We start from the raw sequence: 25,896 nt of genomic DNA, 5'->3' as shown, positions 1-25,896 counted from the left end.
AGTGAAAGATCCCATATGCCAGACCGGTACGGATCACCGGCCGGGCCGCGCTCCCCGACAAACCGGGACGAGGTGGCAGAGCGCCCCCGGAGCCGTCAGAAGCCCAGCTTGCGCAGCTGCTTCGGATCGCGCTGCCAGTCCTTGGCCACCCGGACGTGCAGGTCCAGGTAGACCCGGCCGCCCAGCAGCTCCTCGATCTGCTTACGGGCGGTCGTACCGACCTGCTTGAGCCGGCTGGCCCGGTGGCCGATCACGATCGCCTTCTGGCTGGACCGCTCGACGTACACGTCGGCGTAGATCTTCATGAGCTTGCCCTCGGGGATCATCTCCTCGACCACCACCGCGATGGAGTGCGGCAGCTCGTCGCGGACCCCCTCCAGCGCCGCCTCCCGGATCAGCTCGGCCACCAGCACCTGCTCCGGCTCGTCGGTGAGCATGTCGTCCGGATAGAGCTGCGGCGACGGCGGCAGGTAGCCGGTCATCACGTCGACCAGGGTGTCCACCTGGTGCCCGGAAACCGCGCTGACCGGCACCACCTCGGCGAACTCCCCCAGCTGGCTCACCGCGAGCAACTGCTCCGCCAGCCGCTTGCGGTCCACCAGATCCGTCTTGGTGACCACCGCGATCACGGTGGCCTTCAGCTCGGCGATCTCACCGGTGATGAACCGGTCACCGCGGCCGATCGGCTCGTTCGCCGGGATGCAGAGCCCGATCACGTCGACCTCGCTCCAGGTCTCCCGGACCAGGTCGTTCAACCGCTCGCCGAGCAGCGTACGGGGACGGTGCAGCCCCGGGGTGTCGACCAGGACGAGCTGGGAGTCCGGCCGGTGCAGCACGGCCCGGATCACGTGCCGGGTGGTCTGCGGCTTGTTCGAGGTGATCGCGATCTTCTGCCCGACGATCGCGTTGGTAAGCGTCGACTTGCCCGCGTTCGGCCGCCCGACGAAACAGGCGAACCCCGCCCGGTACGGACGCTCCTGCGGCTGACCGGCGCCGCTCACTCGACCACCGTGCCCAGCACCGTGCCGTCCGGCGCCGCCACGTGGATCGGCGCGTCGGCGGCCAGGTCGCGGACCGCCGCGTGCCCCGCCCCGTCCAGCGTCGACGCCTCGGTCACCACCACCGCCGCCTCCAGCCGGCTGGCCCCCGCGGCGACCGCCGAGGCGACCGCGAGCTGGAGCGCGGTCAGGGTCAACGAGGGCAGCGCGACGCTCGCCGCGGCGTACGTCCGGCCGTCCTGGTCGCGGACCGCCGCGCCCTCCACGGCGCCCACCCGAGCGCGCGCGCCCCGGGCCAGGACGACCAGCTTGCCGTCCTCGGCGCTCAACTCGGCCGGATCGGACGGGGTCGGCCGGGCGGCCGGTACGGCGGCGGACTCAGGCATCGGCGGGTTGCCTCTCCTCGGGTTGGTTCTGCTGGTCACGGGACTCGGCCTGCTCGCCGCGCCCCGGGGCGTCCTGCCCCTCGTCCGACCCGACCCGGCTGACCAGCAGCGTGTCGATCCGGTTGCGCCGGCCGGTGGTGCCCTCGGCGACCAGCCGGAGCCCGGCCACCTCGGCCGCCGCCCCGGGGATCGGCACCCGGCCCAGCGCCTGGGCGAGCAGGCCCCCGACCGTCTCCACCTCGTCGGTGGGCAGGTCGGTGTCGAACAGTTCGCCCAGGTTCTCCACCGGCAGTCGGGCGGTCACCCGGACCGACCCGTCCGCCAGCCGCTCGACCGGCGGGCGTTCGACATCGTACTCGTCGGTGATCTCACCGACGATCTCCTCCAGGATGTCCTCGATGGTGACCAGCCCGCCGGTGCCGCCGTACTCGTCGACGACGATGACCAGGTGGTTGCGGGCGGCCTGCATCTCCGACAGCAGGTCGTCGACCGGCTTGGACTCCGGCACGAAGGTCGCCGGGCGCATCAGCTCCGACACCGGCAGCCGGGTCGTGCGGGGATCCCCACCCTGGGTACGCCGGATCAGGTCCTTGAGGTAGAGCACGCCGAGCACGTCGTCCACGCTCTCCCCGATCACCGGGATCCGAGAGAAGCCGGAGCGCAGGAAGAGCACGAGCGCCTGGGAGAGGTTCTTGCCCTCCTCTATCCAGACCATCTCGGTGCGCGGCACCATCACCTCCCGGGCGATCGTGTCGCCCAGGGCGAAGACCGAGTGGATCATCTGCCGCTCGCCGTGCTCCACCACACCGCGCTGCTCGGCCAGGTCGACCAGTTCCCGCAACTCCACCTGGGTGGCGAACGGACCCTCCCGGAAACCCTTGCCCGGGGTCACCGCGTTGCCGATCAGGATCAGCAGCGAGGCGAGCGGGTTCAACGCCCGGCCCAGCCAGCGCACCAGCGGGGCCACCCCGCGCCCCACCGCGTGCGCGTGCTGCCGGCCGATGGTGCGCGGCGCCACGCCGACCACCACGAAGCTGACCACCGTCATCGCGCCCGCGGTGACCAACGCGGCCCGCCAGCCGGCGCCGAAGGTGTCCACGGCGACCAGCGCGACAAGCGTGGTGGCGGTCAACTCGGCCAGCAGCCGCAGCAACAGCAACAGGTTGAGGTGGCGGACCACGTCAGCGGCCACCACCTGGAGGGCACGCGCGCCGCGCGCCCCGTCCCGGGCCAGCTCGGTGGCCCGCGCCGGGGAGACCGCGGCCAGCGCGGCCTCGGTCATCGCGATCAGCCCGGCGAGCACCACCAGGCCCGCCGCGAAGAAGATCAGTTGCAGGTCGGGCAGGCCGGGTGCGGCGCCGGCCGCCAGTGTCGGGGAGGACATCACCGGGACCGGGTCGACCGCCAGCTGGCCAGCAGCCGGGCCTGGAGCCCGAACATCTCGCGCTCCTCCTCCGGCTCGGCGTGGTCGTAGCCGAGCAGGTGCAGCACCCCGTGCACGGTGAGCAGGTGCAGCTCGTCGGCGGTGGCGTGGCCGGCGGTGGCCGCCTGCTTGGCCGCCACCTCCGGGCAGAGCACGATGTCGCCGAGCAGCGCCGGCTCGCCGCCGGTGGCGGCGGACTCCCCGGGACCGTGGTCGACGCTGCCCTCGTCCATGGGGAAGGCGAGCACGTCGGTCGGGCCGTCCCCACCCATCCAGCGGTGGTTCAGCTCGGTCATGTAGTCGACGTCGACCAGCAGCACGGAAAGCTCGGCGAGGGGGTTGACCCCCATCTCGTCGAGCGCGTGCCGGGCCACGGCGAGCACGGCGTCGGTGTCGACCTCGGCACCGGACTCGTTGGCGATCTCGATGGACAACTGGCTTCCTCTGGTGGAATTAACGGCGCCGGCCGGCCCGGCCGCCCTGGGCGGGCCGCCCCGGCACGGCGTGCACGCCCTGCGCCTGCTGGTTCTCCCGCTCGTCCCAGCGGGCGTACGCGTCGACGATCTCCCCGACCAGCCGGTGCCGGACCACGTCGGAGCTGGACAGCTGGGCGAAGTGCACGTCCTCGACGTTGTTCAGGATCTCCCGGACCACCCGCAGGCCGCTGCTCGTCCCGCCGGGAAGGTCCACCTGGGTGACGTCACCGGTGACCACGATCTTGGAACCGAAGCCGAGCCGGGTGAGGAACATCTTCATCTGCTCGGGCGTGGTGTTCTGCGCCTCGTCGAGGATGATGAACGCGTCGTTCAACGTCCGGCCCCGCATGTATGCCAGCGGCGCCACCTCGATGGTGCCGGCGGCCATCAGCTTGGGGATGGTCTCCGGGTCGAGCATGTCGTGCAGCGCGTCGTAGAGCGGCCGCAGGTACGGGTCGATCTTCTCGTTGAGCGTGCCGGGCAGGAAGCCCAGCCGCTCCCCCGCCTCGACCGCCGGCCGGGTCAGGATGATCCGGTTGACCTGCTTGGCCTGCAGGGCCTGGACGGCCTTGGCCATGGCCAGGTAGGTCTTGCCGGTGCCGGCGGGGCCGATGCCGAAGACGATGGTGTTCGCGTCGATCGAGTCGACGTATTTCTTCTGCCCGAGGGTCTTGGGACGGATGGTGCGCCCGCGACGGGAGAGGATGTTGAGCGTCAGGACCTCGGCGGGCCGCTCGGCGCTGCCCTGCTCGAGCATGCCGACGGTGCGCCGCACCGCGTCAGTGGTCAGGGTCTCGCCTTTCTCGATGAGTTCGAGCAACTCGCTGAAGAGGCGCTCGGCGAGGGCGTTCTCCGCGGGCGCGCCGGTGATGGTGATCTCGTTGCCCCGCACGTGGACGTCGCTGGTGACCGAGCGTTCGACGAGGCGCAGGATCTCGTCGCCCGCGCCGAGCAGGTTCACCATGATCTTCGGGTCGGGAACCGTGATCCTGGTCTGCACCCGGGGCGGGGCGGGAGGTGGGGTGTCGGTCATAGCTCGGGCCCGTCGGGCCCTGCGCCACCTGCTCTCGATCTCGGCGCCGAACCTCGCTGGCCCGGCGGACGGACGTTGCCCCCATCGTATCGGGTCAACACCCGGGGCACCTCGTCCATTTCCACTGCTTGAAGGTCAACTACCGGCACGGAAGTCGTACCCGTCGAAGGTCTCCTGGTGGCGGGTGAACCGGTAGGTCGCCCAGTGCATCCGGACCACCACGCCGCGCTCGTCGCGGGTCAGCCGCAGCAGCTCACCGACCTCCCGGCCGGCGACCGTCCGGAACACGTCGGGCCGGTCCGGCAGCGGCGCGAACACCGCCGGCGGCTTGCCGGCCGGGTCGCCGGCGCCACGGGCCCGCAGCGTGCCGTCGTGCCAGGAGAAGACGTACTCGAAACCCTCGCCCCACCAGCGGCCCAGCGCCCCGCGCAGGTGCGCCGGGGCGGCCGGACCGGGCCGCCACGGCGCGATCTCCGCCGGGTCGTGCTCGGCCGCGGCGGCGAGCAACCGGTGCGGCAGGTCGAAGATCTCCGCGGCGGTGCCCGAGGAGGCGAGCACCGCGGCGCCCATCGCGCCCGCCGTACCCTCGCCGCCCCGCCGGCCGTAGACGGCGGCCAGGAAGCCGGGCATCGCCCCGTCGTGGCCGACGTGCATCACCCGGCTCTCCTGCGGCACCAGGATCAGGCCCAGCCCGAAGCCGCCGCCCCAGGAGGTCTCGTCGGTCACGGTCAGCGGCCAGCGCATCTCGTCGAGGGTGGCCGGGGCGAGCACCGCGCCGGCCGGGTCGAGCGCCGCCGGGTCGGCCAGGAACGCCGCCCACCGGGCCATGTCGGGGGCGGTGCTCCAGAGCTGCGCGGCGGGCGCGACCGCGCCGAAGTCGGTCGGTTGCTCCGGGTGGGCCTCGTCGGAGTACGCGTCGACCAGGAAGCCGGTCGCCGCCCGCTCACCCGGCACCGGCCCGGTGCCGGTCAGCCCGAGGGGGGCCAGCACCCGGTCGGCAAGCACCTCCGCCCAGGTACCGCCGCGCAGCCGGGCCACCAGCTCGCCCAGCAGGGCCAGTCCCAGGTTCGAGTAGTGGTAGCGCCGCGCCGGGGGCAACACCCGCTCGGCCCGGGCCAGATCGGCGAGGAGTTCGTCGACGCCCGGGGCGCGCAGGCTGTCCCACACGTCGCCGTACGGCTCGCGTTGCAGGCCGGCGGTGTGCGAGAGCAGCCGGCGTACGGTGGCGTCCCCGTGCGCCGGGAGGTCCAGGTGCCGCCCGATCGGGTCATCCAGGTCGAGCAGCCCCTCGTCCCGGCACTGCATGACCAGCACCGAGGTGAAGGTCTTGGTGACCGAGCCGATCCGGAACACGGTGTCCGCGTCCAGCGGGGTGTCGTTGCCTGTGCCGCCCACCGCGCCGGTCCAGAGCGGGCGGTCGGCCCGGTGCAGGGCGGCCGCGAGAGCGGGTACCCGGGCGTCGGCCTGCACCCGCCGCACCATCCGGTCCAACCGATCGTCAACGCTGATCATGGTTGCAGTGTAAGGAGGGGCCCCTTATTAACAGACGTCTGTTAATAAGGGGCCCCTCCTTACACGCACAGCATCGGGCCGAGGGGGGCGCCGCCGAGCAGGTGCGCGTGGACGTGGAACACCTCCTGACCGCCGTTCGCCCCGGTGTTGAACATCAGCCGGAAGCCGTCGGCGTCCAGCCCCTCCTCCTCGGCCACCGCCGCCGCGGTGGCCAGCACCTCGCCGGCCAGGCCCGGGTCGTCCAGGGCGAGCGTCGCCACGTCGGCGTAGTGCTCCTTGGGAATGACCAGCACGTGGGTGGGCGCCTTGGGATCGATGTCCCGGAAGGCGACGGTGCGGTCGGTCTCCCGCACGATGGTGGCCGGGATCTCCCCGGCGACGATCCGGCAGAACAGGCAGTCGGTTCCCATCCGGGCAGTGTAAGGAAGGGCCCCTTATTAACGCCTCGTGTATGGGAAGGGCCCCTTGTTAACACCCGTGCCGGGACGCGACCGCCCGTGCCGGGACGCGACCGCCGTGCCGGCTGCCATCCCCGGCTGCGGCAGGATAGCGGCCATGGCGGGACGGGCGGTACTGGTGACGGGGGCCTCGCGCGGCATCGGTCGGGCGGTGGCACGGGCGTTCGCGGCGGGCGGGGACCGGGTGGCGATCCACCACCGGGACTCGGCGGACCTCGCCGAGGCACTACGGGCCGAGTTGCCCGGCGACGGACACGTGGTGGTCCGCGCCGACCTGACCGACCCGGACGGCGTACGCGCCATGGTCGACGCGGCGGCACAGGCCCTGGGTGGGCTCGACGTCCTGGTCAACAACGCCGGGGTGTACGGCCCGCGGGACAGTCCTCACCCGGTCTTCGGCGCCACCTACGAGCAGTGGCGCGAGCAGTGGCGGCTGGTCGTGGAGACCAACCTGACCGGGGCCGCCAACGTGACCTGGTGCGCCGCCCAGCACATGCGTGGGCGGGGTGGGCGGATCGTCAACGTCTCCTCCCGGGGTGCCTTCCGGGGCGAGCCGGAGCAGCCCGCGTACGGGGCCAGCAAGGCGGGCCTGAACGCGCTGGGCCAGTCGCTGGCGCTCGCGCTGGCGCCGTACGGCATCGCGGTGGCGACGGTCGCGCCCGGCTTCGTCGAGACGGACATGACCACGACGCACCTGGCCGGCGAGCGGGGCGACGCGATCCGCGCCCAGTCCCCGTTCAACCGGGTGGCCCGTCCCGAGGAGATCGCCGCCGCCGTGCACTGGCTGGCCAGCCCCGAGGCCGAATGGGCCTCCGGCACGATCGTCGACCTCAACGGCGCGTCATACCTGCGCACCTGACGCCGCACTCCCCGTCCGCGCACGGCCGGGTGCTCCGTCGGTTCGACCACGCCCCCCGTGCCGGCGCCCCATCCGCTGCCCGCAGACCCACCCGGCGCCCACCCATCCCCCTCCCACCCTTTGCTCTGCTGCGGCGGAGGCGACACTTATCGGCGGTAGGTGTCGCGCCCGGGGCAGCAGAGCAAAGGCGCCGGGGCGTGTTGCTCCCGCCGCAGCAGAGCAACGACGCCGAGAAGCGTTGCTCCCGCCGCAGCAGAGCAAAGGCGATCGGAAGGGTAGCCCCGGCCGGCCGGGTATGCGTTCCGAAGGGGGCCGCCCGGAGCCGGCGGTGACCGCCGGGGCCCAACGGCGGTGCCGGGACACTCGCCGTGTCGCCCGACGGCGGGTCGTCCAGCCAGCCGGGAGACGCGGCCACCGAGCCGGCTGACGCCGGCGGCCGGGCCGGGCGGGGCCGCCAGGCGGCGGCCACCAGCGGCCGAGGCGGGGCGGGGCCGCCGGGCGGCGGCTACCAGCGGCCGAGGCGGGCCGCGAGGACGCTGAGGGCGGCCACGCCGGCGGTGGAGGTGCGCAGGACCGTGGGGCCGAGGCGGACCGGGTGGGCGCCGGCCTCGCGGAAGGCGGACAGCTCGGCCGGGGCGATGCCACCCTCGGGGCCGACCACCAGCACGATCTCCCCGGTCTCGGGCAGCTCGGCGGTGCTCAGCCGCTCCTCGGCCTCCTCGTGCAGCACGAAGGCCGCGCCCGCCCCGGCCAGCCGGCGGGTGACGGTGGTGGTCGACTCGTCCGGCGCGCCGGCCACCACCGGCAGCCACGCCCGGCGGGCCTGCTTGGCCGCCTCCCGGGCGGTGGCCGCCCACTTCTCCCGGGCCCGTACGCCCCGGTCGCCCCGCCACTGGGCCACCGAGCGGGACGCCGCCCAGGGCACGATCTCGTCGACCCCGACCTCGGTCATCGCCTGCACGGCCAACTCGCCCCGGTCGCCCTTGGCGATGCCCTGCACCACCACCAGCCGCGGGACGGGCGCGTCGACGTACCCCCGGGAGGTGATCCGGGTGTCGAGCGTGCCCTTGCCGACGGCGGTGACCTCGGCGGCCGCCGTGCCGCCCCGGCCGTCGGCGAGCACCAGCTCCTCGCCGACCCGCAGCCGCTGGACGGTGGCCGCGTGCCGCCCCTCCGGGCCGTCCAGGGTCAGCGTGTCGCCGGTGGGCAGCGCCTCGACCAGGAACAGCGGCGCCGACACCTTAGGCGTGCCCGTTGAACGCGTCGCGCATCCGGGAGAAGAAGCCGCCCTGCTTGGTCAGCTCGGCGACCTCCTCGCCCCGGGTCTTGGCGAAGTCGCGCAGCATCCGCTCCTGGTCGACGTCGAGCTTGGTCGGAGTCCGCACGTCCAGGTGGACGTAGAGGTCGCCCCGGCCGGTGCCGCGCAGGTGCGGTACGCCCCGGGCCCGCAGCCGCAGCGTGCTGCCCGGCTGGGTGCCGGGTTTGACGTCGACGGTCTCCTCGCTGTCCAGCGTCTTGATGGTCAGCCGGGTGCCGAGCGCGGCGGCGGTCATCGGCACCGTCACCCGGCAGTGCAGGTCGTCACCCTTGCGGGAGTACACGTCGTGCGGCCGCTCGTGGATCTCCACGTAGAGGTCGCCGGCGGTGCCGCCGCCCGGGCCGACCTCGCCCTGCTGGGCCAGCCGGATCCGCATGCCGTCCTCGACGCCGGCCGGGATCTTGACGGTCAGCGACCGGCGGGTGCGCACCCGACCGTCGCCCGCGCAGGTCGGGCAGGGGTGCGGGACGGTGGTGCCGTAGCCCTGGCAGACGGTGCACGGCCGGGCGGAGACCACCTGGCCGAGGAAGGTGCGCTGCACCGACTGCACCTCGCCCCGGCCGCCACACGCCTCACAGGTGGCCAGGTGGGTGCCGGCCGCGGTGCCGGCGCCGGAGCAGGTGGTGCAGAGCACCGCGGTGTCGACGGTGATCGGCGCCTCGACGCCGAAGGCGGTCTCGTTGAGATCCAGCTCCAGGCGCAGGATGGCGTCGGCGCCCGGCCGGGTGCGCGGGCGTGGCCCGCGCGCGCCGCCGGCCGCCCCGCCGAAGAAGGCGTCCATGATGTCCTGGAAGCCGACGAACGGGCCGGCGCCGCCGGGGCCGCCGGCGCCACCACCCCCGCCGCCCGGGGCGAGCGGGTCACCGCCCAGGTCGACGATCTGCCGTTTCCGGTCGTCCGAGAGGACCTCGTACGCGGCGTTGATGTCCTTGAACTTCTCCTGTGCCTCCGGGTCCGGATTGACGTCCGGGTGGTACTGCCGCGCCAGCTTGCGGTAGGCGCGCTTGATCTCGTCATCGGAGGCTTCCCGGCTCACGCCGAGGATGCCGTAGTAGTCCCTGGCCACTGCGTTCCGTGTCCTCGTGTTCGTCTCGCGGTTGCGCCGGTCGCCGGCCGGTGCCGGCCGCCGGCCCTGCCTTGGGTCAGTTCTGGGCCAGCAACTCGCCCACGTAGCGTGCCACGGCGCGCACCGTGGCGATGGTGCCGGGGTAGTCCATCCGGGTGGGTCCGAGCACGCCGAGCCCACCGACGATGGTCGCGCCCGGACCGTACCCGGTGCTGACCACCGAGGCGGCCCGCAGGTTGTCGATCTCGTTCTCGTCGCCGATCAGCACCCGGGTGGTGCTCGGCTCCGCCTCGCCGATCAGCTTCAGGAGCACGACCTCCTCCTCGAGCGCCTCGAGGATGGGTCGCAGCGAACCCTGGAAGTCGAGCAGACCGCCCCGGGTCAGGTTGGCGGTGCCGGCCAGCGCGATCCGCTCCTCGTGCCGCTCGACCAGGGTCTCCAGCAGCACGCTGGAGAGCGTGGCCATCGCCGGTCGCAGCTGCGGCGAGGACTCGTCGACCAGCGCCTGGACCAGTGGCGGGGTCTCCGACAGGCGGCTGCCGACCAGCTTCTCGTTGGCCAGCCGGCGCAGGTCGTTCACGTCGTCGCCGGTGATCGGGCCGGGCATCTCGACCAGCCGCTGCTCCACCCGGCCGGTGTCGGCGATCATGACCACCATCAGCCGGGTGGTGGAGATCGGCACCAGCTCCAGGTGACGCACCTTCGACCGGGCCAGCGACGGGTACTGCACCACGGCCACCTGCCGGGTGAGCTGGGCCAGCAGGCGTACGGTGCGGTGCACCACGTCGTCCAGGTCGACCGCGCCGACCAGGAAGCGCTCGATCGCCCGGCGTTCGGCCGGGCTGAGCGGCTTGACCCGGGAGAGCCGGTCGACGAAGAGCCGGTAGCCGCGGTCGGTGGGCACCCGGCCGGCGCTGGTGTGCGGCTGCCGGATGTAGCCCTCCTCCTCCAGCACCGCCATGTCGTTGCGCACGGTGGCCGGGGAGACGCCCAGCTGGTGCCGGTCGACCAGGGCCTTGCTGCCCACCGGCTCCTGCGTCGCGACGTAGTCCTCGACGATCGCGCGCAGCACGGCGAGCTTGCGGTCGTCGAGACCCATCTCCCACCTCCTGCCGGATCCACCCGGTACGCGCCCCGCGCCGGGCGAACGTCTGGCACTCGACTGTAGCGAGTGCCAGTCTACGTCGGCGTACCCGCCCGCGCGATGATCAACGACGGACCGCCGGTCCGTCCGGGCCCCGGCGGGCCGGCCGTCGGCGCGGAGAGTGACCGAACGTCCCGGTGCGGACACCGGTCTCGCTCTGGTGCGCCCTTGCCGGCAACACCTACCGTGACGTCCATGACTGAACCACCTCGCCCTCCGGGATCGGGTGAACCCGGCCCGCAGCAGCCGGAGCCGACCCCACCGTCGGCTCCCTTCGGCCCTTCGTCGGCCAACGAGCCCACCGCACCACTGTCCGGCGCGCCGGGCCCCGGCGGCTATCCCCCACCCGGGGGCCAGCCCCCGCCGGGCGGCTACCCTCCGCCAGGCGGCGGCTACTCCGCCGGTGGCTACCCGGCCGGCGGTTACGGCGCCCCGGCCGGTTACTCCGGCAACGAGGACAAGACCTGGGCGCTGGTGGCGCACTTCGGCGGCGCCGTCGGCGCGCTGATCAGCTTCGGGCCGCTGGGCTTCGTCGCCCCGCTGATCGCCTACCTGGTGCAGGGGCAGAAGTCCCCGGCGGCGCGGGCGCACGCCCTGGCCGCGCTGAACTTCCAGCTGCTCTGGTCGGCGATCGCCTTCGTGCTGCTCTTCGTCAGCTGGTGCCTGCTCTTCCTGCCCAGCGTCGCCGTGGTGCTGATCCAGATCGTGCTGGGCATCATCGCCGGCATGAAGGCCAACGAGGGCACCCTGTACCGCTACCCGATGTCGGCCAGCTTCATCAAGTGACGACCCTCGCCCGGCCGGCCACCCCGCCGGCCGGGCGTACCGGTCAGGGCAGCAGGTCGCGCACCACGGCGTCGGCCAGCAGCCGGCCGCGCAGGGTGAGCACGGCCCGGCCGGCCGCGTACCGGTCGGGGGCCAGCAGGCCGCCGGCCAGGGCCCGCTCGGCCCCGGCCCGGCCCGCCGCGTCCAGTGCCGCCAGCGGCAGGCCGGACGCGAGCCGCAGCCGCAGCATCACGTCCTCCATGTGCGCCTCGTCCCGGGTGAGCAGCTCCCGGGCCAGGCCCGGGGACTCCCCGGCGGCGAGGCGCTTCGCGTACGCGGTGGGGTGCTTGACGTTCCACCAGCGCACCCCGCCGACGTGGCTGTGCGCCCCCGGCCCGAGGCCCCACCAGTCGGCGCCGGTCCAGTAGAGCAGGTTGTGCCGGCACCGGGCCGCCTCGGAGCGGGCCCAGTTGGAGACCTCGTACCAGGAGAAGCCGGCCGCGCCGAGGGCGGCCTCCGCGGCCAGGTAACGGTCCGCCGCCACGTCGTCGGAGGGGTACGGCAGCTCGCCGCGCCGCATCCGGGCGGCCAGCCGGGTGCCGTCCTCCACGATCAGGGCGTACGCGCTGACGTGGTCCACGCCCGCCGCGACGACCTGGTCCAGGGAGGCGGCGAAGTCCTCGGCGCGCTCCCCCGGCGTGCCGTAGATCAGGTCCAGGTTGACGTGGTCGAACCCGGCGTCGCGGGCCTCCAGCGCGGCGGCGGTGGCCCGGCCGGCGCTGTGCCGCCGGTCGAGGATCGCCAGCACGCCCGGCGCGGCGGACTGCATGCCCAGCGAGATCCGGGTGTAGCCGGCCGCCCGCAGGGTCTTCAGCGACTGCGGGGTGACCGACTCCGGGTTGGCCTCGGTGGTCACCTCGGCGTCGGCGGCCAGCCCCCAGGTGCGGTCGATGCCGTCCAGGATCCGGGCCAGGTCGTCGGCGGGGAGCAGGGTCGGGGTGCCGCCGCCGACGAAGACCGTGTCCACCCGGGGCGGCGGCGAGTCGCCCAGCACCCGGGCGGCGAGCGCCAGCTCAGCCAGCACGCTGTCCGCGTACGACTCGCGGTCAGCGCCGCCGCCCAGCTCGGCCGCGGTGTACGTGTTGAAGTCGCAGTAGCCGCAGCGGCTGGCGCAGAAGGGCACGTGGACGTAGACGCCGAAACCGCGCCCGCCCACGGTGGCGGTGGCGGTGGCGGGCAGCGAGCCGTCCGACGGGACGGGATCACCTTCTGGAAGAGCGCCGGGCATGGCCACTAGTGTGCCCGGCATGACCTCCTCCGACGCGCTCGTGCGGGTCTCCACGGCCCGTGGGGTGACCACCCTCACCCTGGACAGCCCGCACAACCGCAACGCGCTGTCCACCCCGCTGATGACCGAACTGCTGGCCGGGCTGGCCGCCGCCGCCGCCGACGACGCGGTCCGGGTGATCGTGCTGGACCACACCGGCCCGGTCTTCTGTTCCGGGGCGGACCTGAAGGAGACCGCCGCCGCGTACGCCAGCGGTTCGGTGCCGGCGGGCAAGCTGGGCGACGTGCTCGCCGCCGTCTGGGAGTGCCCGAAGCCGGTGCTGGCCCGGGTGGCCGGGCCGGCGCGGGCCGGGGGGCTGGGCCTGATCGCGGCGGCCGACCTGGCGATCTGCGCCGAGGAGGCCACCTTCGCCTTCACCGAGGTCCGGATCGGGGTCATCCCGGCGGTCATCTCCGCCACCGTGCTGCCCCGGCTCCAGCCCCGGGCGGCCGCCGAGCTGTACCTCACCGGCGACACCTTCGACGGCCGCCGGGCCGCCGAGGTCGGCCTGGTCACCGCCGCCGTGCCGGCCGCCGAGCTGGACGCGGCGGTGGCGCGCTGCTGCGCGTCGCTGGTGCGGGGCGCGCCGGGGGCGCTGGCCGGGGCGAAGGAGCTGCTGCGCCGGCCGGCCGGCACCGACCTGCGCGCCGAGCTCGCCGACCTGGCCGCCCGCTCCACCGGCTACTTCCTGTCCGAGGAGGGCCGGGAGGGCGTGGCGGCCTTCCGGGAGAAGCGGCCGGCCGCCTGGGTACCGGTCGACTGACCGGCCTTCCGGCGGCCGGGCGACTTGCCCAGTCCCCGGCCGCCTGGCGTGTTGCCCGGTTTCCGGCCGCCCGGCGCTCGCCCGGTTTCCGGCCGCCGGCGGCTTGCCCGATCCCCGGCCGCCTGGCGTCTTGGCCCGCTTCCCGGCCGCCGGGCGGCTCGCCCGGTTTCCGGGTGCCGGGGCGGGGAAATCCCGACACTCTGTGCAGCCGGCGCGACACGGAACGGAGGCCAACCGGTCGGACGACCCGCATGCCGGGCTCCGGAACGTACTCTTGTCGGACTGTGGAACGGGAGGTGCGGGTGCGAACTCGGGCAGTCGTGGCCGGTGGAGTGGTCGTCGTTCTCGTCGCCGTGGTGGGCCTCTGGGTCCTCGCCCGTCAGGTGGGCGACAAGCTGCGCCTCCCGGTGGCCGACCGGTCCTGCGTGGTGCAGGCCGACGGCCGGGTCGTGCTCGACGGCGACCAGATGGCCAACGCCGCCACCATCGCCGCGATCGGCATCCAGCGGCAACTGCCCGAGCGGGCCGTGGTGGTCGCGCTCGCCACCGCGTTCCAGGAGTCCGGGCTGCGCAACCTGGCCGGCGGCGACCGGGACTCGGTGGGCCTGTTCCAGCAGCGGCCGAGCCAGGGCTGGGGCACCCCGGCGGAGATCCGGGACCCGAGGTACGCGGCCAACAAGTTCTACGCCGCGCTGGCCAAGGTGCGCGGCTGGGAGCGGATGCGGGTCACCGACGCGGCGCAGAAGGTGCAGCGGTCGGCGTTCCCGGAGGCGTACCAGAAGTGGTCGGACGAGTCGGCGGTGCTGACCCGGGCGCTGCTCGGCGAGGCGACCGGCGCGGTGGCCTGCGCGGTCGGCCCGTACCCGACGATGCGCGGGCAGGCGGCGACGCTGGCGCTGACCCGGGGGCTGACCCTGGACTGGGGGTTGAGCAGCGCCGCCGCCGACCTCACCGGCCTGGCCGTGCCCGCCCCCGACCCGCGCGACGGCTGGCGGTACGCGCACTGGCTGGTCTCGCACGCCCAGGACCACGGGGTAAAGCGGGTCCGCTTCGGCGAGCTGGAGTGGACCGCCCGCGCCGGCCGGTGGAACAAGATCACCGATGACCGGCCGGACCAGGCGCAGGTGCTGGCCGAGGTCTTCGCCGACGCCTGATCCCTCCGCGCCGCCCGACTCCTGTGCCGCCCGCCTGACTCCCCCGGCGCCGCCTGACTCCTGGGCCGGCCCGCCTGACTCCTCCGCGCCGACTGACCTCCCGCGTGCCGCTGACCCCCTCCGCGCCGCCTGACTTTCTCGGCGCCGCCTGACTCCTGTGGCGCCTGTGCTGGCGGGTCACGTCAGGCCCGAGATGCGGTCAGGGGCGGCTGCCGGAGAGCCGGCGGTGGGCCTTCTCGCGCAGCGGCTCGGGCAGGTCGGTCGCCTCGATCAGGCGTGGCAGCAGCGCCGGCTCCAGGTTCATCGCCCGGAAGACCTCGCCGATGGTGACGCCGTGCCCGGGCCGGTGCACCACCTCGATCGGATCACCGGCGCCCACGTCGCCCGGCCGGAGCACTTGCAGGTACGCCCCCGGCGCCGCGCGCACGGTGAACCGCTTGATCAGATCCGGCATCCCCCAGTAGCCGGCGAAGGTGGTGCACGGGGTGCGCGGCTTGGTCACCTGGAGCAGCGCCGAACCGATCGACCACTGCTCACCGATCACCGCCCCGGTGACGTCCACGGCGTACGTGGTCAGGTTCTCGCCGAAGGCGCCGGGCGGCAGCTCCCGGCCCAGCTCGGCCGACCACCAACCGGCGTCCTCCTCGGCGTACGCGTAGACGGCCTGGTCGGGGCCGCCGTGGTGGGCCCGCTCGCCGATGAAGTCGCCGGCGACGCCCTCGGGCGAGACGGCCACCCGACCGCCGACCGGCCGCTTGTCGATCCCGCTGCGGCCGCTCGCGTCGCCCGCCCACTCCGCCTCGGTCACCACGCCGAGGTTCACCGCCACCAGTCTGCCCGTCATGGCGACGAGCCTACGGGCAGCCGCGCGCGGGTGTGGACCGGTGTTAACAGGGGGCCCTGCTCTACCGGAGGCGTTAATAAGGGGCCCTTCCTTACCCCTTCACCGCGCCGGCGACCAGGCCGGAGACCATCCGCCGCTGCACCAGCAGGAAGAAGACGATCACTGGCAGCGTGAACAGCGTGGAGGCGGCCATCACCGACCCCCAGGCGGTGTCGTCGCGGCCGAAGAAGAACGTCATCGCGACCGGCAGGGTGTACTTCTGCTGGTCGTTGATGAAGGTCAGCGCGAAGATCAGCTCGTTCCAGGCGGTGATGAACGAGAAGATGCTGGTCGCCACGAGTCCGGGCGCCACCAGCGGGAAGAGGATCCGGCGGAAGGTCTGCGCCCGGCTGGCGCCGTCGATGGCCGCCGCCTCCTCCAACTCCTTCGGCACCGCGGCGACGAAGCCGCGCAGCATCCACACCGCGAACGGCAGCGAGAAGCCGAGGTAGGTCAGGATCAGGCTGGGCAGGGTGTTGTAGAGCCCGAGCCGCTGGATCATCAGGAACAGCGGGATGACCAGCGCTTCGAGGGGGATCATCTGCACCACCAGCAGCATGATCAGGAAGCTGGTCCGGAGCTTGAATCGGAACCGGGCGACCGCGGTCGCGGCCAGCAACGCCACCAGGCCGCTGAGCAGCACGGTGGCGACCGCGACCAGCACGCTGTTGAGGAAGAAGTCGAGGAACGTGACGCCCGGGATGAGGTTGCCGCCGAGGATCTCCCGGTAGTGCGCCAGCGTCGGCTCGGCGGGCACCGGCCGTGGGGTGGACGCGAAGATCTCGCTGTTCGGCTTGAGCGAGGTGGCGACCATCCAGTAGACCGGGAAGGCCGCGAAGAGCGCGACCAGCAGGCCGGCACCGTTCAGCGCGATCCGCTTCACGCCTCCTCCTCCTGTCGGAGCACCATGCGGACGTAGAGGCCGGTCACCAGGAGCAGGATCACGGTCAGGATGACCGCGATCGCCGCGCCGAGACCGTACTTGGGCGGTGGGGAGAACGCCTCGGCGTACGAGTAGATGGAGAGCATGAAGGTCGAGCGGTCCTGGGTGCCGCCGGCCAGCACGAACTGCTGGGTGAAGACCTTGAAGTCCCAGATGGTGGAGAGCACCACCAGGATCCCGAAGACCGGCCGCAGCACCGGAAAGGTGACCGACCAGAACACCCGCCACGGGCCGGCCCCGTCGACCCGGGCGGCCTCCTGGAGTTCGCTGGGCACGCTCTTGAGTCCGGCGAGCACGCTCACCGCGATGAACGGGAAGGAGTGCCAGACCACCACCAGCGTGAGGATGGCGAAGAAGAGCAGCGGCGAGTTGAACCAGCCGTACCCGGTCCAGTCGCTGCGCCCGAACAGGGCCGTGGAGAGCCCGTCGGGCAGCTTGTTGAACAGCCAGGTGACCAGGCCGCTGGTGTCGTCGAAGATCCACTTCCAGACGATGGTGCCGGTCAGCGCCGGGGTCGCCCAGGCCAGCATCACGCAGCTGGCGACGAAGGTGGCCATCCGCTTGCCGAGCCGGTTGAGCAGCAGGCCGACCAGGGTGCCGAGGATCATCGTCAGCACCACGTTGGCGGCGGCGAAGAGCACCGTGTTGCGCAGCACCGTACGGAAGAACGGGTCGCCCAGGATCTGGGTGTAGTTGGCCAGCCCCACCCACGGCCACTCGCGGTCGCCGCGCAACTGTCGGACGTTGTTCAGCTTGAAGAACGACATCGCGACGACCTGGCCGAGCGGCCAGAGCAGCAGCACCGTGATGATCGCCAGGCAGGGCAGGAGCAGCAGGTACGGCAGGCGGTCCACGCGGGGCCGCCGCCGCGCGGGGGTGTCCCGCGCGGCGGCCGTCCCGGTGCTCTTGTTCAGTACGCTCACTTGCTGTTCAAGATGCCTTCCATCTCGGTGGCCGCGTCGGCGGTGGCCTGCTCGACCGTCTTCTGGCCCTTGATGACCGCGCTGTTCATCGCCTGGGTCACCGTCTTGGTCCGGCTGACCTCGACCCACTTGGGGGTCAGCGGGGTCAGCTTGGTGTTCTGCATGGCGGTGGCGAACGACGCCATCACCTTGTCGTTGGTGTATTCACCGCCGCCGACCAGATCGGAGTAGACCGGGAAGAAGCCGAGGCTGCCGGCGAACTCCTTGTCCTTCTGCTTGCTCAGCAGGACGGTGACGTAGTCCCAGGCCAGCGCCGCCCGCTCGCTGTCCTTCCAGATGGCGATGTCGGAGCCGCCGGCGAACGCGGGGGCCGCCTGGCCGTCCGGGCCGGGGATGGGGAAGGTGCCCCAGACCTTCTCGATCTCGGGGTTGTCCTTCTTCATCGCGCCCCCCTGCCAGCTGCCGGCGAAGGCCATCGCGGCCTTGCCGGTGGCGAACTGGGTACGGGCGTCCACCTCGTTCCAGCCGGCCGCGGCGGGCGGGGCGACCTTGTGCACGGTGACCAGGTCGGTCCAGAACTTGACCGCCTTCTGGGCCTCCGGCGTGCGGTAGCCGGACTTCCAGGTGTCGCCCTCCTTGGTGGCGATCTCCGCGCCGGCGCCCCAGAGGAAGGAGTAGAACGGCAGCTCCGAGTTGCCGGGCAGGGCGATGCCGTACGTTCCGGGCTTCTTGGCCTGGACGGCCTTGGCGGCGGCCACCATGTCGTCCCAGGTCTTCGGCGGCTGCACGCCGGCCTCGGCGAACCAGTCGGTGCGGTAGTAGACGGCGCGCACGCCCGCGTACCACGGCACGCCGTACTGCTTGCCGTCGAGCTGCGCGTTCTTGACCAGGTCGGGCAGGATGTCCTTGCCCTCGGTCCAGCCGTTGAACTTGTCGGAGACGTCGGCGAGGGCTTCCTGCTCCGCCCAGCCCTGGGTCTCGGTGTTGCCGAGTTCGGTGACGTCCGGCCCCTCACCACCGGCGAGTGCGGCCTGGAACTTCTTCGGCGCCTCGAGCCAGGGAACGTACTGGACCACCACGTCGGTGTCGGGGTGCTTCTTGCGGAACTCCGTCTCGACGCCGTCGAGGAACGCGGTCTGCTCGTCGCCGCCCTCGCCCATCATCCAGACCGTCAGCTTGCTGTTGTCGGCGGACTCCGCGTCGTCGCCGGAGCCTCCGCAGCCGGTGAGCACCATCGCGGCCGACGCCACGAAGGCGGTGACCGGAGCCAGCCGCTTCCACCTGTTCACGCCACTCTCCCTCGCGCCGTCTTGGCACTAACCTTCTCCGCCGCACCTTAGTAGGAAAAATTTCTTTACGACAGGGGGAGGCGGCGAGCCGCGCGAGGCGACCGTACCGCAGGAGCGCGGCGGAGCGGCAGATCGGGACGAGTCGCCCGCGACCGGCGGGTACACGCGAGCGGGCGCCCGACCACGAGGGTCGGGCGCCCGCTGGGGGTGCGTGGGATCAGTAGCGCGATACGCCGCGTCGGCGGCCCACCCCGGAGACCAGGGCGACGGCGATGGCGGCCAGCACCACCTGGACGAACAGCTCACGCCAGTCGATGCCGGCGGTCTCGGTGGCGATGCCCATCGCCCGGGCGAGAACCGTACCGAGCAGCGCGGCGCCCACACCGATGAGCATGTGCAGCCAGATCGGCATCGGGTTGCGGCCGGGGACGGCCAGCCGGCCGAGCGCCCCGACGATCAGACCGACAAACAGGGCGGTGATGATGCCCCAGACGGTGAGCTCCATGGTCGCCCTCCTCCTTCAAGACTCAGTCACACCAGTTGTGTGGTTCCTGTCGGAGCAATAGATTCCCGGCCCGCCGAATTGCCAAACCGAATTTCTGCCGCACCCGGTGCACTGTCACCCGATCCGGGACGACGCGCGCCGTTCTCCCTGCTCAGGGCGCCCCTGTCGGAGCAACCCGCAGGTGCCGACCCGCCAACGGCCGGGGACGCCGGAAGGCCCGTCGGGCATCGACGCGCGCCATCCTGGGCGAATCGGGTAGACCCCGTGCCGCCGGCGGGCGGCGCCCCGACCGAGGAACGAGACAAGACTCGGCCGAGGAACGAGACAGAGCCAATGCGAGCGGCACCCGGCCAGATGCGAGCGGGCGCCAGACCAGATGCGAGCGGGCGCCCGACCAGATGCGAGCGGGCGCCCGACCGGATCGGTCGGGCGCCCGCGCAGGTCGCGAGGTGTCGCGGAATTACCGGTGGGTGACGTGGCGGCGGCGGCCCACCCCGGAGACCAGGGCGACGGCGATGGCGGCCAGCACGACCTGGACGAGCAGCTCACGCCAGTCGATGCCGGCGGTCTCGGTGGCGATGCCCATCGCCCGGGCCAGGACGGTGCCGAGCAGCGCGGCGCCCACACCGATGAGCATGTGCAGCCAGATCGGCATCGGGTTGCGGCCGGGGACGGCCAGCCGGCCGAGCGCGCCGACGATCAGACCGACGAACAGGGCGGTGAGAATGCCCCAGACGGTGAGCTCCATGTCGATTCTCCTCGAAAAGCTAAGTTCACACCGTTTGGTGTGTTTCTTGTCGTGACCGCTAGATGCCCGACCCGCCGAGAAACCAAACCGACTCAGCCCGAACAGGTGCCGGATGGTCGATGCCCGCGGCTGCGTCGATCGCCCCTTCGGCGGACGATAGCCGCAGCTCAGCAGGGTGCTTCCACGATCATCAGGGCGCGGCGAGCCGCCGAAAATTTCCTCGGGCAACAAGAACGAGCGCGACACCCCAGGGGCACTCTGGGGTGTCGCGCTCGATCAGCAGGTGACTCCGGTGGGCCGGAGCCGCGTCACTTCTTCCCGGCGGGCTTGCCGTCGCCGGAGTCGGAGGAGAGGGCGGCGATGAAGGCCTCCTGGGGGACCTCCACCCGGCCGACCATCTTCATCCGCTTCTTGCCCTCCTTCTGCTTCTCCAGCAGCTTGCGCTTACGGCTGATGTCACCGCCGTAGCACTTGGCGAGCACGTCCTTGCGGATCGCCCGGATGGTCTCCCGGGCGATCACCCGGCTGCCGATGGCGGCCTGGATGGGCACCTCGAACTGCTGCCGCGGGATCAGGCTGCGCAGTTTGGCGGCGATGCTGGTGCCGTACGTGTACGCCTTGTCCTTGTGCACGATGGCGCTGAACGCGTCCACCGGCTCGCCGTGCAGCAGGATGTCCACCTTGACCAGGTCGGACGCCTGCTCGCCGGAGGGCTCGTAGTCCAGCGAGGCGTAGCCCTTGGTGCGGCTCTTCAACTGGTCGAAGAAGTCGAAGATGATCTCGGCGAGGGGCAGCGTGTAGCGCAGCTCCACCCGGTCGGCGGAGAGGTAGTCCATGCCGAGCAGGCTGCCCCGGCGCCCCTGGCACAGCTCCATCACCGCGCCGACGTAGTCGTTCGGGGTGAGCACGGTGGCCCGCACCACCGGCTCGTACACCTCGGCGATCTTGCCGGTGGGGTACTCGCTCGGGTTGGTCACCACGATCTCCTGGCCGTCCTCGGTGATGGCCCGGTAGACCACGTTGGGGGCGGTGGAGATCAGGTCGAGGTTGTACTCCCGCTCCAGCCGCTCCCGGATGATCTCCAGGTGGAGCAGGCCGAGGAAGCCGCAGCGGAACCCGAAGCCCAGCGCCCCGGACGTCTCCGGCTCGTAGTCGAGGGCGGCGTCGTTGAGCTTGAGCTTGTCCAGCGCCTCGCGCAGGTTGGGGTAGTCCGAGCCGTCGATCGGATAGAGGCCGGAGTAGACCATCGGCTTCGGGTCCTTGTAGCCGCCGAGCGCCTCGGTCGCCGGCCGCGAGTTGATGGTGACCGTGTCACCGACCCGGGACTGCCGGACGTCCTTGACGCCGGTGATCAGGTAGCCCACCTCGCCGACGCCGAGCGCGTCGGCCTTTACCATCTCCGGCGAGATGACGCCGATCTCCAGCAGCTCGTGCACCGCGGCGGTGGACATCATCTTGATCCGGTCCCGGGCGCCGATCCGGCCGTCGATCACCCGGACGTAGGTGACCACGCCGCGATAGACGTCGTAGACCGAGTCGAAGATCATCGCGCGGGCGGGGGCGTCGGCGTCGCCGACCGGCGGGTCGAACTGCCGGACGATCTCGTCGAGCAGGTACGGCACCCCGTCACCGGTCTTGCCGGAGACCCGGATGCAGTCGGCCGGGTCGCCGCCGATCAGGTGGGCCAGCTCCTCGGCGTACTTCTCCGGCTGGGCGGCCGGCAGGTCGATCTTGTTGAGCACCGGGATGATCTTCAGATCGTTCTCGAGCGCCAGGTAGAGGTTGGCCAGGGTCTGCGCCTCGATGCCCTGCGCGGCGTCGACCAGCAGGAGCGCGCCCTCGCAGGCGGCCAGCGAGCGGGACACCTCGTAGGTGAAGTCGACGTGGCCCGGAGTGTCGATCATGTTGAGGACGGCCGGCTCACCGGCCCGCTCGCCCTCCCGGATGGTCCACGGCATCCGGACGGCCTGGCTCTTGATGGTGATGCCACGCTCGCGCTCGATGTCCATCCGGTCCAGGTATTGCGCGCGCATCTGCCGTGGGTCGACCACGCCGGTGAGCTGCAACATCCGGTCGGCCAGGGTCGACTTCCCGTGGTCGATGTGGGCGATGATGCAGAAGTTCCTGATCCGTGCCGGGTCGGTGGCACCAGGAGCGTTCGCGCCGGGATCGAGCGTCGGTGGCACAGCGGTCCGTTCTGGTCGGCTGACGTGAGCGGGCCGGCGCGTGCCGGCCCCCTCTATGTTCCCACGTCGCTCCGGACGCGGTCGGATCACTCCTCCGGTGCCGGCCGGAGGGCCTCTTACTCCCGCAGCGGCCTACTCCTGCGGCGGCTCGACGAAGAGGGCGGCCAGCTTCGGCAGCCGGCGGCGGGCCTCCTCCTCGTCGTCGAAGTCCCAGAAGTCGTTGAGGTCCGGCTCGGGCACCGGGTCGCGGTCCGCCGGCAGCTCGGTCGCGGTCGCCTTCCGGTACGCGTCCCACGGCACCGACAGCATCTCCTCGCCGTCGAACTCCTCGCCGCTGAGCGCCGCGGCCCGCACCCGTGGCAGCTCGGCCAGGGAGTCCGGATCGGCCACCGCCTTCGCGAAGACCGCCCGGCCCTGGGTCATCAGCCAACCCCGGAAATACTCGAAGCCGTCGTCGGAGGCACCGCCGTTGATCAGGTATGCCGCCCCCCACAGATCCACCCGGTAGGAGGCGGTCAACACCCGCTGCTGCTGGCGGGCGTACCCGAGGATGTCCGCCGGGTCGCGCTCGGCGAGCAGCGCGACCGCCCGGGCGGCCACCGCGTCGGCCTCTCCCCCGGCGCCGGCCCGGGCCTCGTCGATCAACTGCCAGAACTCGTCGGTCCGCATGGTCCCGCAGTCTGGCAGAGCCGGCCGACATCCGGTCCCGACCGGGCCGCCCACCGTCGGGCATCCTGGAGGCGTGACCGCCGCCAGTCCGGTGCCGTACCACGCCACCGCCGTACGTCCGGCGTGGTCGGCGCTGCCGGCGGCCCTGCGCGACGCGGTGGCCGTGCGGCTCGGCGGACCCGTGGTGTCGGCGCGCAGCGCCGGGGCGGGCTTCACCCGCGGGTTCGCCGCGGTGCTGGAGACCGCCGCCGGGGCCCGGGCGTTCGTGAAGGCCGCCGACCTGGCCCAGCAGCGGCACCTCGCCGACTGGTATTACCGGGAGGCGGCGGTCCTCGCCGGGCTCCCGGCCGGCCTGGCGGTCCCCCGCCCCCGCTGGGGCCTGACCGCGGCCGGCTGGTACGCCATCGGCCTGGACGCCGTCGCCGGCCGCCCGCCCCGGCTGCCCTGGGCGCCGGCGGAGCTGGCCGCCGTCCTGGCCGGGTACGCCGAGGTGGCCGCCGCGCTCGCCACGCCCCCGGCGGAGCTGCTCGCGCTCCGCCCGCCCCACCTGGCCGACCTGGCCCGGGCGGACATCCTGAGCTGGGGCGAGGTGGCCGCCGGCCACGAGCCGACCCCGCGACTGCCGCCGTGGGCCACCCGGCGGCTGCCGGAGCTGGTGGTCCTGGAGTCGCGGCTGCCGGCGTACGCGGCGCCCGCCACCGGGCTGATCCACGGCGACCTGCGGGTGGACAACGTGCTGCTCGACCCCGCCGGGCGGGCCTGGTTCTGCGACTGGACCTGGCTCTGTCACGGCCCGGCCTGGTTCGACCTGGTCACCCTGCTGCTCACCGGCCACACCGACGGACCGGACGCGGACGTGGCCTTCGCCACCCACCCGGCCGCCGCCGGCGCGCCGCCGGACGCGCTCGACGTGACCCTGGCCGCGCTGGCCGGCTACTTCCTCACCAGCGCCGCCGCCGGACCCTCCACCGCCTCCCCACACATCCGGTCCCACCAGCGGTTCAGCGGAGAGCAGGCGCTCGGTTGGCTGGCTGCCCGGCGAGGGTGGACCTGAGCCGTTTTGGCTCGTCCGGGCCGACCTGGTAACCTGGCTTTTCGCGCGGCGATGACCCATGCTCGTTGCGCGAAAGCTGACCAACCCGAGCTATCAAGACGAGGCTGTCGCGTGGCGAACATCAAGTCCCAGATCAAGCGCAACCGGCAGAACGAGAAGCGCCGGCTGCGTAACAAGTCGGTCAAGTCGTCGCTGAAGACCGCCATCCGGAAGTTCCACGAGGCTGCCGAGGCCGGCGACACCGAGAAGGCCACCGCGCTGATGCGGGATGCCGCTCGCAAGCTGGACCAGGCGGCCAGCAAGGGCGTCATCCACAGCAACCAGGCGGCCAACCGCAAGTCGGCCATCGCCAAGCGCGTGGCGTCCTTCTCGGCCTGACCGGCCGAGCCCAGACCTGACCGGAAGCCCCGGGTACGACCCGGGGCTTCCGGTTGTCTGCGTCTCCGGCCCGTTCTGCGTCTCCGGCCCGTTTCACTCAGCGCGGCCGGCGCTCCCGGGCTGCTCAACCCTCGGCGCGGCCAGCCCTCCCGGCGCGGTCAGCCCTCCGGAGCGGTCAGCGCGGCGGCTCGCGCCGCTCCCGGCCGGGCAGCTCGCGCCCGGCGGCGGGCAGCGCGGGGCCGGACCCCACCACCACACCGGGCACCGCGCGGGCCGACCAGTCCACCGCCACCCGGCCCACGGCCGGCTCCAGCTCACGACGGAAGCGGTCCCGCTCCTGCTCGGGCACCAGAGCCGCGGACCGGACCACCATCTCGGCCACCACGTCGTTGAGCTTGACCATCACCGCCACCGCGGCCGGCAGCACCAGCACCGCCCACCAGCTGACCAGCTCGGCGAGCGCGAGCAGGACGGCCAGCGCGACGGCGCCCTCGAAGAAGAGGAAGCAGAGCACCCCGCCCGGGTTGACGAAACGCAGGCCGAGCAGCCGGGCGTAGAGCGGTCGGAACCGCTCCTCGTCGGCCGGGATGGTGGCCCAGGCCGTGCGGGGCGCCCCGGTCACCGGCCGCCGCCCTGCCGCGCGGCGGCGACCGAGAAGACCGCCTTCTCCAGGGCGTACGCCCGGTCGTCCGCGCCGCCCTTGACCGCCGCGTTGCACTCGGCGGCCGCCCGCATCGCCGCCACCAGCCCCTCCGGCGTCCAGCCCCGGGCCCGCTGCTGGGCGTTCTTGATCTTCCAGGCGGGCATGCCCAGTGAGCTGGCGAGCTGGTACGGGTCGCCCCGACCGGCGGCGGCGACCCGGGCCACCGTCCGCACCCCGTCGGCCAGCGCGTCGGCGATCGGCACCGGGTCGACCCCGACGTGCAGCGCCCACCGCAGCGCCTCCAGCGCCCCCGCCACGTCCCCGACCATGGTGGCGTCGGCGACCGTGAAGCCACTCACCTCGACCCGGCCCCGGTAGTAGCGGGACACCGTCTCCGCCCCGATCCGGCCGTCGGTGTCGGCGAGCAGCTGCGAACAGGCCGCCGCCAGCTCGCGCAGGTCCGTGCCGACCGCGGCAATCAGGGCCTCGGCCGCGTCCTCGGTGCACTTGCCGCCGCCGCGGCGGATCTCGTCACGCACGAACGCCACCCGGTCCCGGTGCCCCTTGAGCTTCGCGGCGGGGACCACCGTGGCACCGGCGGCACGCAGCCCGTCGGCGAAGGCCTTGCCCTTGGCGCCGCCGAGGTGCAGCACCACCAGCTGCACCTCCGGGTCGGGGTTCTTCGCGTACGCGAGCAGCGCGGTGACCAGGTCCTTGCGGGCATCCTGGCCGGCGCGGAGCACCAGCACCCGGCGCCCACCGAACAGCGACGGGCTGAGCATCTCGTCGATCTCCCCGACGGCGAGCGCGCCCGCCTGGTATTCCCGGACGTCCACGTCGGGATCGACCGCGCGGGCCGCCGCCACCGTTTCGGAAACGGCGCGCGTGGCGAGCAGCTCCTCGTCGCCCAGGACGAGCAGAATGGGGGGGAGACTGGCGGCGGTCACGCCGCCCATACTCGCACGGCCCCGCGCCGTATCGTGCCTGCTCGTT

The 25,896-nt window shown here is 72.8% G+C and carries 27 protein-coding genes; 6 read left to right on the top strand and 21 right to left on the bottom strand.

The window, feature by feature from the left end:
- Positions 1-95: 95 nt before the first annotated feature.
- From era to K7640_RS25390, 7 genes are all read right to left on the bottom strand, one after another.
- Entirely contained in the window at positions 96-1,001 is a 906-nt protein-coding gene (gene era, locus K7640_RS25420) for a GTPase Era (protein WP_222957436.1), read from the bottom strand.
- On the bottom strand, positions 998-1,384 hold the full coding sequence (locus K7640_RS25415) for a cytidine deaminase (RefSeq protein ID WP_222957435.1): 387 nt from the start codon (positions 1,382-1,384) through the stop codon (positions 998-1,000). The genes era and K7640_RS25415 overlap by 4 nt, the downstream gene beginning before the upstream one ends.
- Positions 1,377-2,792: a hemolysin family protein gene (locus tag K7640_RS25410; RefSeq protein ID WP_222957478.1), complete on the bottom strand. Its 1,416-nt coding sequence runs from the start codon at positions 2,790-2,792 to the stop codon at positions 1,377-1,379. Before K7640_RS25410 ends, K7640_RS25415 begins: the two co-directional genes overlap by 8 nt.
- Positions 2,768-3,241, bottom strand: coding sequence for an rRNA maturation RNase YbeY (gene ybeY / locus K7640_RS25405; RefSeq protein ID WP_222957434.1), 474 nt, complete (start codon positions 3,239-3,241; stop codon positions 2,768-2,770). Before ybeY ends, K7640_RS25410 begins: the two co-directional genes overlap by 25 nt.
- A gap of 19 nt (positions 3,242-3,260) precedes the next feature.
- Positions 3,261-4,316 (bottom strand): PhoH family protein, encoded by a 1,056-nt coding sequence (locus tag K7640_RS25400; protein ID WP_222957433.1) that lies wholly within the window; start codon positions 4,314-4,316, stop codon positions 3,261-3,263.
- Positions 4,317-4,451: 135 nt separating this feature from the next.
- On the bottom strand, positions 4,452-5,828 hold the full coding sequence (locus tag K7640_RS25395) for a serine hydrolase (protein ID WP_222957432.1): 1,377 nt from the start codon (positions 5,826-5,828) through the stop codon (positions 4,452-4,454).
- A gap of 59 nt (positions 5,829-5,887) precedes the next feature.
- Complete coding sequence (locus K7640_RS25390; protein ID WP_222957431.1) at positions 5,888-6,238, bottom strand: histidine triad nucleotide-binding protein; 351 nt, start codon at positions 6,236-6,238, stop codon at positions 5,888-5,890.
- A gap of 145 nt (positions 6,239-6,383) precedes the next feature.
- Here K7640_RS25390 and K7640_RS25385 point away from each other — a divergent pair, with 145 nt between their 5' ends.
- Entirely contained in the window at positions 6,384-7,145 is a 762-nt protein-coding gene (locus tag K7640_RS25385; protein ID WP_222957430.1) for an SDR family NAD(P)-dependent oxidoreductase, read from the top strand.
- A gap of 505 nt (positions 7,146-7,650) precedes the next feature.
- Here K7640_RS25385 and K7640_RS25380 read toward each other — a convergent pair.
- From K7640_RS25380 to hrcA, 3 genes are all read right to left on the bottom strand, one after another.
- Entirely contained in the window at positions 7,651-8,385 is a 735-nt protein-coding gene (locus tag K7640_RS25380) for a 16S rRNA (uracil(1498)-N(3))-methyltransferase (RefSeq protein ID WP_222957429.1), read from the bottom strand.
- 1 nt (position 8,386) lies between these two features.
- Positions 8,387-9,529, bottom strand: a complete 1,143-nt coding sequence (gene dnaJ, locus K7640_RS25375; RefSeq protein WP_222957428.1) for a molecular chaperone DnaJ — start codon at positions 9,527-9,529, stop codon at positions 8,387-8,389.
- Between the two features lie 76 nt (positions 9,530-9,605).
- Positions 9,606-10,628, bottom strand: a complete 1,023-nt coding sequence (gene hrcA, locus K7640_RS25370; RefSeq protein WP_222957427.1) for a heat-inducible transcriptional repressor HrcA — start codon at positions 10,626-10,628, stop codon at positions 9,606-9,608.
- Between the two features lie 240 nt (positions 10,629-10,868).
- Between hrcA and K7640_RS25365 the strand changes: the two genes are divergently transcribed.
- Positions 10,869-11,459, top strand: coding sequence for a DUF4870 domain-containing protein (locus K7640_RS25365; protein WP_222957426.1), 591 nt, complete (start codon positions 10,869-10,871; stop codon positions 11,457-11,459).
- A gap of 43 nt (positions 11,460-11,502) precedes the next feature.
- Here the strand turns inward: K7640_RS25365 and hemW are convergent, their stop codons facing one another.
- Entirely contained in the window at positions 11,503-12,726 is a 1,224-nt protein-coding gene (hemW, locus tag K7640_RS25360; protein WP_222957425.1) for a radical SAM family heme chaperone HemW, read from the bottom strand.
- Between the two features lie 19 nt (positions 12,727-12,745).
- Here hemW and K7640_RS25355 point away from each other — a divergent pair, with 19 nt between their 5' ends.
- Positions 12,746-13,528 carry an enoyl-CoA hydratase-related protein gene (locus K7640_RS25355; protein ID WP_222957424.1) on the top strand — a complete coding sequence of 261 codons (783 nt, stop codon included), beginning with the start codon at positions 12,746-12,748 and terminating at the stop codon, positions 13,526-13,528.
- Positions 13,529-13,824: 296 nt separating this feature from the next.
- Positions 13,825-14,682 (top strand): hypothetical protein, encoded by an 858-nt coding sequence (locus K7640_RS25350; RefSeq protein WP_222957423.1) that lies wholly within the window; start codon positions 13,825-13,827, stop codon positions 14,680-14,682.
- Between the two features lie 199 nt (positions 14,683-14,881).
- Here the strand turns inward: K7640_RS25350 and K7640_RS25345 are convergent, their stop codons facing one another.
- The 8 genes from K7640_RS25345 to K7640_RS25310 all read right to left on the bottom strand — a co-directional run bounded on the left by K7640_RS25345 (position 14,882) and on the right by K7640_RS25310 (position 22,828).
- Positions 14,882-15,526: an MOSC domain-containing protein gene (locus tag K7640_RS25345; RefSeq protein WP_222957422.1), complete on the bottom strand. Its 645-nt coding sequence runs from the start codon at positions 15,524-15,526 to the stop codon at positions 14,882-14,884.
- A 91-nt stretch (positions 15,527-15,617) separates the two neighbouring features.
- Positions 15,618-16,448 carry a carbohydrate ABC transporter permease gene (locus K7640_RS25340; protein WP_222957421.1) on the bottom strand — a complete coding sequence of 277 codons (831 nt, stop codon included), beginning with the start codon at positions 16,446-16,448 and terminating at the stop codon, positions 15,618-15,620.
- Positions 16,445-17,431: a carbohydrate ABC transporter permease gene (locus tag K7640_RS25335; RefSeq protein ID WP_222957420.1), complete on the bottom strand. Its 987-nt coding sequence runs from the start codon at positions 17,429-17,431 to the stop codon at positions 16,445-16,447. The genes K7640_RS25340 and K7640_RS25335 overlap by 4 nt, the downstream gene beginning before the upstream one ends.
- Positions 17,428-18,720, bottom strand: a complete 1,293-nt coding sequence (locus K7640_RS25330; protein ID WP_222957419.1) for a sugar ABC transporter substrate-binding protein — start codon at positions 18,718-18,720, stop codon at positions 17,428-17,430. The genes K7640_RS25335 and K7640_RS25330 overlap by 4 nt, the downstream gene beginning before the upstream one ends.
- A 217-nt stretch (positions 18,721-18,937) precedes the next feature.
- On the bottom strand, positions 18,938-19,225 hold the full coding sequence (locus tag K7640_RS25325) for a GlsB/YeaQ/YmgE family stress response membrane protein (protein WP_222957418.1): 288 nt from the start codon (positions 19,223-19,225) through the stop codon (positions 18,938-18,940).
- A gap of 460 nt (positions 19,226-19,685) precedes the next feature.
- Positions 19,686-19,973: a GlsB/YeaQ/YmgE family stress response membrane protein gene (locus K7640_RS25320; RefSeq protein WP_222957417.1), complete on the bottom strand. Its 288-nt coding sequence runs from the start codon at positions 19,971-19,973 to the stop codon at positions 19,686-19,688.
- A 308-nt stretch (positions 19,974-20,281) separates the two neighbouring features.
- Positions 20,282-22,159: a translation elongation factor 4 gene (gene lepA / locus K7640_RS25315; RefSeq protein ID WP_222957416.1), complete on the bottom strand. Its 1,878-nt coding sequence runs from the start codon at positions 22,157-22,159 to the stop codon at positions 20,282-20,284.
- 132 nt (positions 22,160-22,291) lie between these two features.
- The gene (locus tag K7640_RS25310) at positions 22,292-22,828 is read right to left on the bottom strand and encodes a DUF4240 domain-containing protein (protein WP_222957415.1); all 537 of its coding nucleotides are present in this window, start codon (positions 22,826-22,828) and stop codon (positions 22,292-22,294) included.
- Between the two features lie 73 nt (positions 22,829-22,901).
- Between K7640_RS25310 and K7640_RS25305 the strand changes: the two genes are divergently transcribed.
- A complete protein-coding gene (locus K7640_RS25305; RefSeq protein WP_308042706.1) occupies positions 22,902-23,882 on the top strand; it encodes an aminoglycoside phosphotransferase family protein in 981 nt (326 codons plus the stop codon).
- Positions 23,883-23,993: 111 nt separating this feature from the next.
- Positions 23,994-24,260: a 30S ribosomal protein S20 gene (gene rpsT, locus K7640_RS25300; RefSeq protein WP_222957413.1), complete on the top strand. Its 267-nt coding sequence runs from the start codon at positions 23,994-23,996 to the stop codon at positions 24,258-24,260.
- Positions 24,261-24,435: 175 nt separating this feature from the next.
- On the opposite strand, the gene K7640_RS25295 is transcribed toward rpsT, so the two are convergent.
- Together K7640_RS25295 and holA are read right to left on the bottom strand one after the other, a co-directional pair.
- Positions 24,436-24,882 (bottom strand): hypothetical protein, encoded by a 447-nt coding sequence (locus K7640_RS25295; RefSeq protein ID WP_222957412.1) that lies wholly within the window; start codon positions 24,880-24,882, stop codon positions 24,436-24,438.
- Positions 24,879-25,859: a DNA polymerase III subunit delta gene (gene holA / locus K7640_RS25290; RefSeq protein ID WP_222957411.1), complete on the bottom strand. Its 981-nt coding sequence runs from the start codon at positions 25,857-25,859 to the stop codon at positions 24,879-24,881. The genes K7640_RS25295 and holA overlap by 4 nt, the downstream gene beginning before the upstream one ends.
- Positions 25,860-25,896 lie beyond the last annotated feature (37 nt).

This window comes from Micromonospora sp. PLK6-60 (assembly GCF_019890675.1).
Taxonomy (GTDB): Bacteria; Actinomycetota; Actinomycetes; order Mycobacteriales; family Micromonosporaceae; genus Micromonospora.
This window is presented reverse-complemented; position numbering and strand designations above follow the sequence as displayed.

What these genes read in the sequence shown, in the direction of transcription:
- hrcA (WP_222957427.1), bottom strand. Translation starts at nt 10,628, where the DNA reads ATGGGTCTCGACGACCGCAAGCTCGCCGTGCTGCGCGCGATCGTCGAG.
- K7640_RS25385 (WP_222957430.1), top strand. Translation starts at nt 6,384, where the DNA reads ATGGCGGGACGGGCGGTACTGGTGACGGGGGCCTCGCGCGGCATCGGT.
- K7640_RS25310 (WP_222957415.1), bottom strand. Translation starts at nt 22,828, where the DNA reads ATGCGGACCGACGAGTTCTGGCAGTTGATCGACGAGGCCCGGGCCGGC.
- K7640_RS25415 (WP_222957435.1), bottom strand. Translation starts at nt 1,384, where the DNA reads ATGCCTGAGTCCGCCGCCGTACCGGCCGCCCGGCCGACCCCGTCCGAT.
- K7640_RS25390 (WP_222957431.1), bottom strand. Translation starts at nt 6,238, where the DNA reads ATGGGAACCGACTGCCTGTTCTGCCGGATCGTCGCCGGGGAGATCCCG.
- K7640_RS25400 (WP_222957433.1), bottom strand. Translation starts at nt 4,316, where the DNA reads ATGACCGACACCCCACCTCCCGCCCCGCCCCGGGTGCAGACCAGGATC.
- hemW (WP_222957425.1), bottom strand. Translation starts at nt 12,726, where the DNA reads ATGCCCGGCGCTCTTCCAGAAGGTGATCCCGTCCCGTCGGACGGCTCG.
- K7640_RS25365 (WP_222957426.1), top strand. Translation starts at nt 10,869, where the DNA reads ATGACTGAACCACCTCGCCCTCCGGGATCGGGTGAACCCGGCCCGCAG.
- K7640_RS25355 (WP_222957424.1), top strand. Translation starts at nt 12,746, where the DNA reads ATGACCTCCTCCGACGCGCTCGTGCGGGTCTCCACGGCCCGTGGGGTG.
- holA (WP_222957411.1), bottom strand. Translation starts at nt 25,859, where the DNA reads ATGGGCGGCGTGACCGCCGCCAGTCTCCCCCCCATTCTGCTCGTCCTG.
- K7640_RS25345 (WP_222957422.1), bottom strand. Translation starts at nt 15,526, where the DNA reads ATGACGGGCAGACTGGTGGCGGTGAACCTCGGCGTGGTGACCGAGGCG.
- K7640_RS25395 (WP_222957432.1), bottom strand. Translation starts at nt 5,828, where the DNA reads ATGATCAGCGTTGACGATCGGTTGGACCGGATGGTGCGGCGGGTGCAG.
- K7640_RS25320 (WP_222957417.1), bottom strand. Translation starts at nt 19,973, where the DNA reads ATGGAGCTCACCGTCTGGGGCATTCTCACCGCCCTGTTCGTCGGTCTG.
- K7640_RS25325 (WP_222957418.1), bottom strand. Translation starts at nt 19,225, where the DNA reads ATGGAGCTCACCGTCTGGGGCATCATCACCGCCCTGTTTGTCGGTCTG.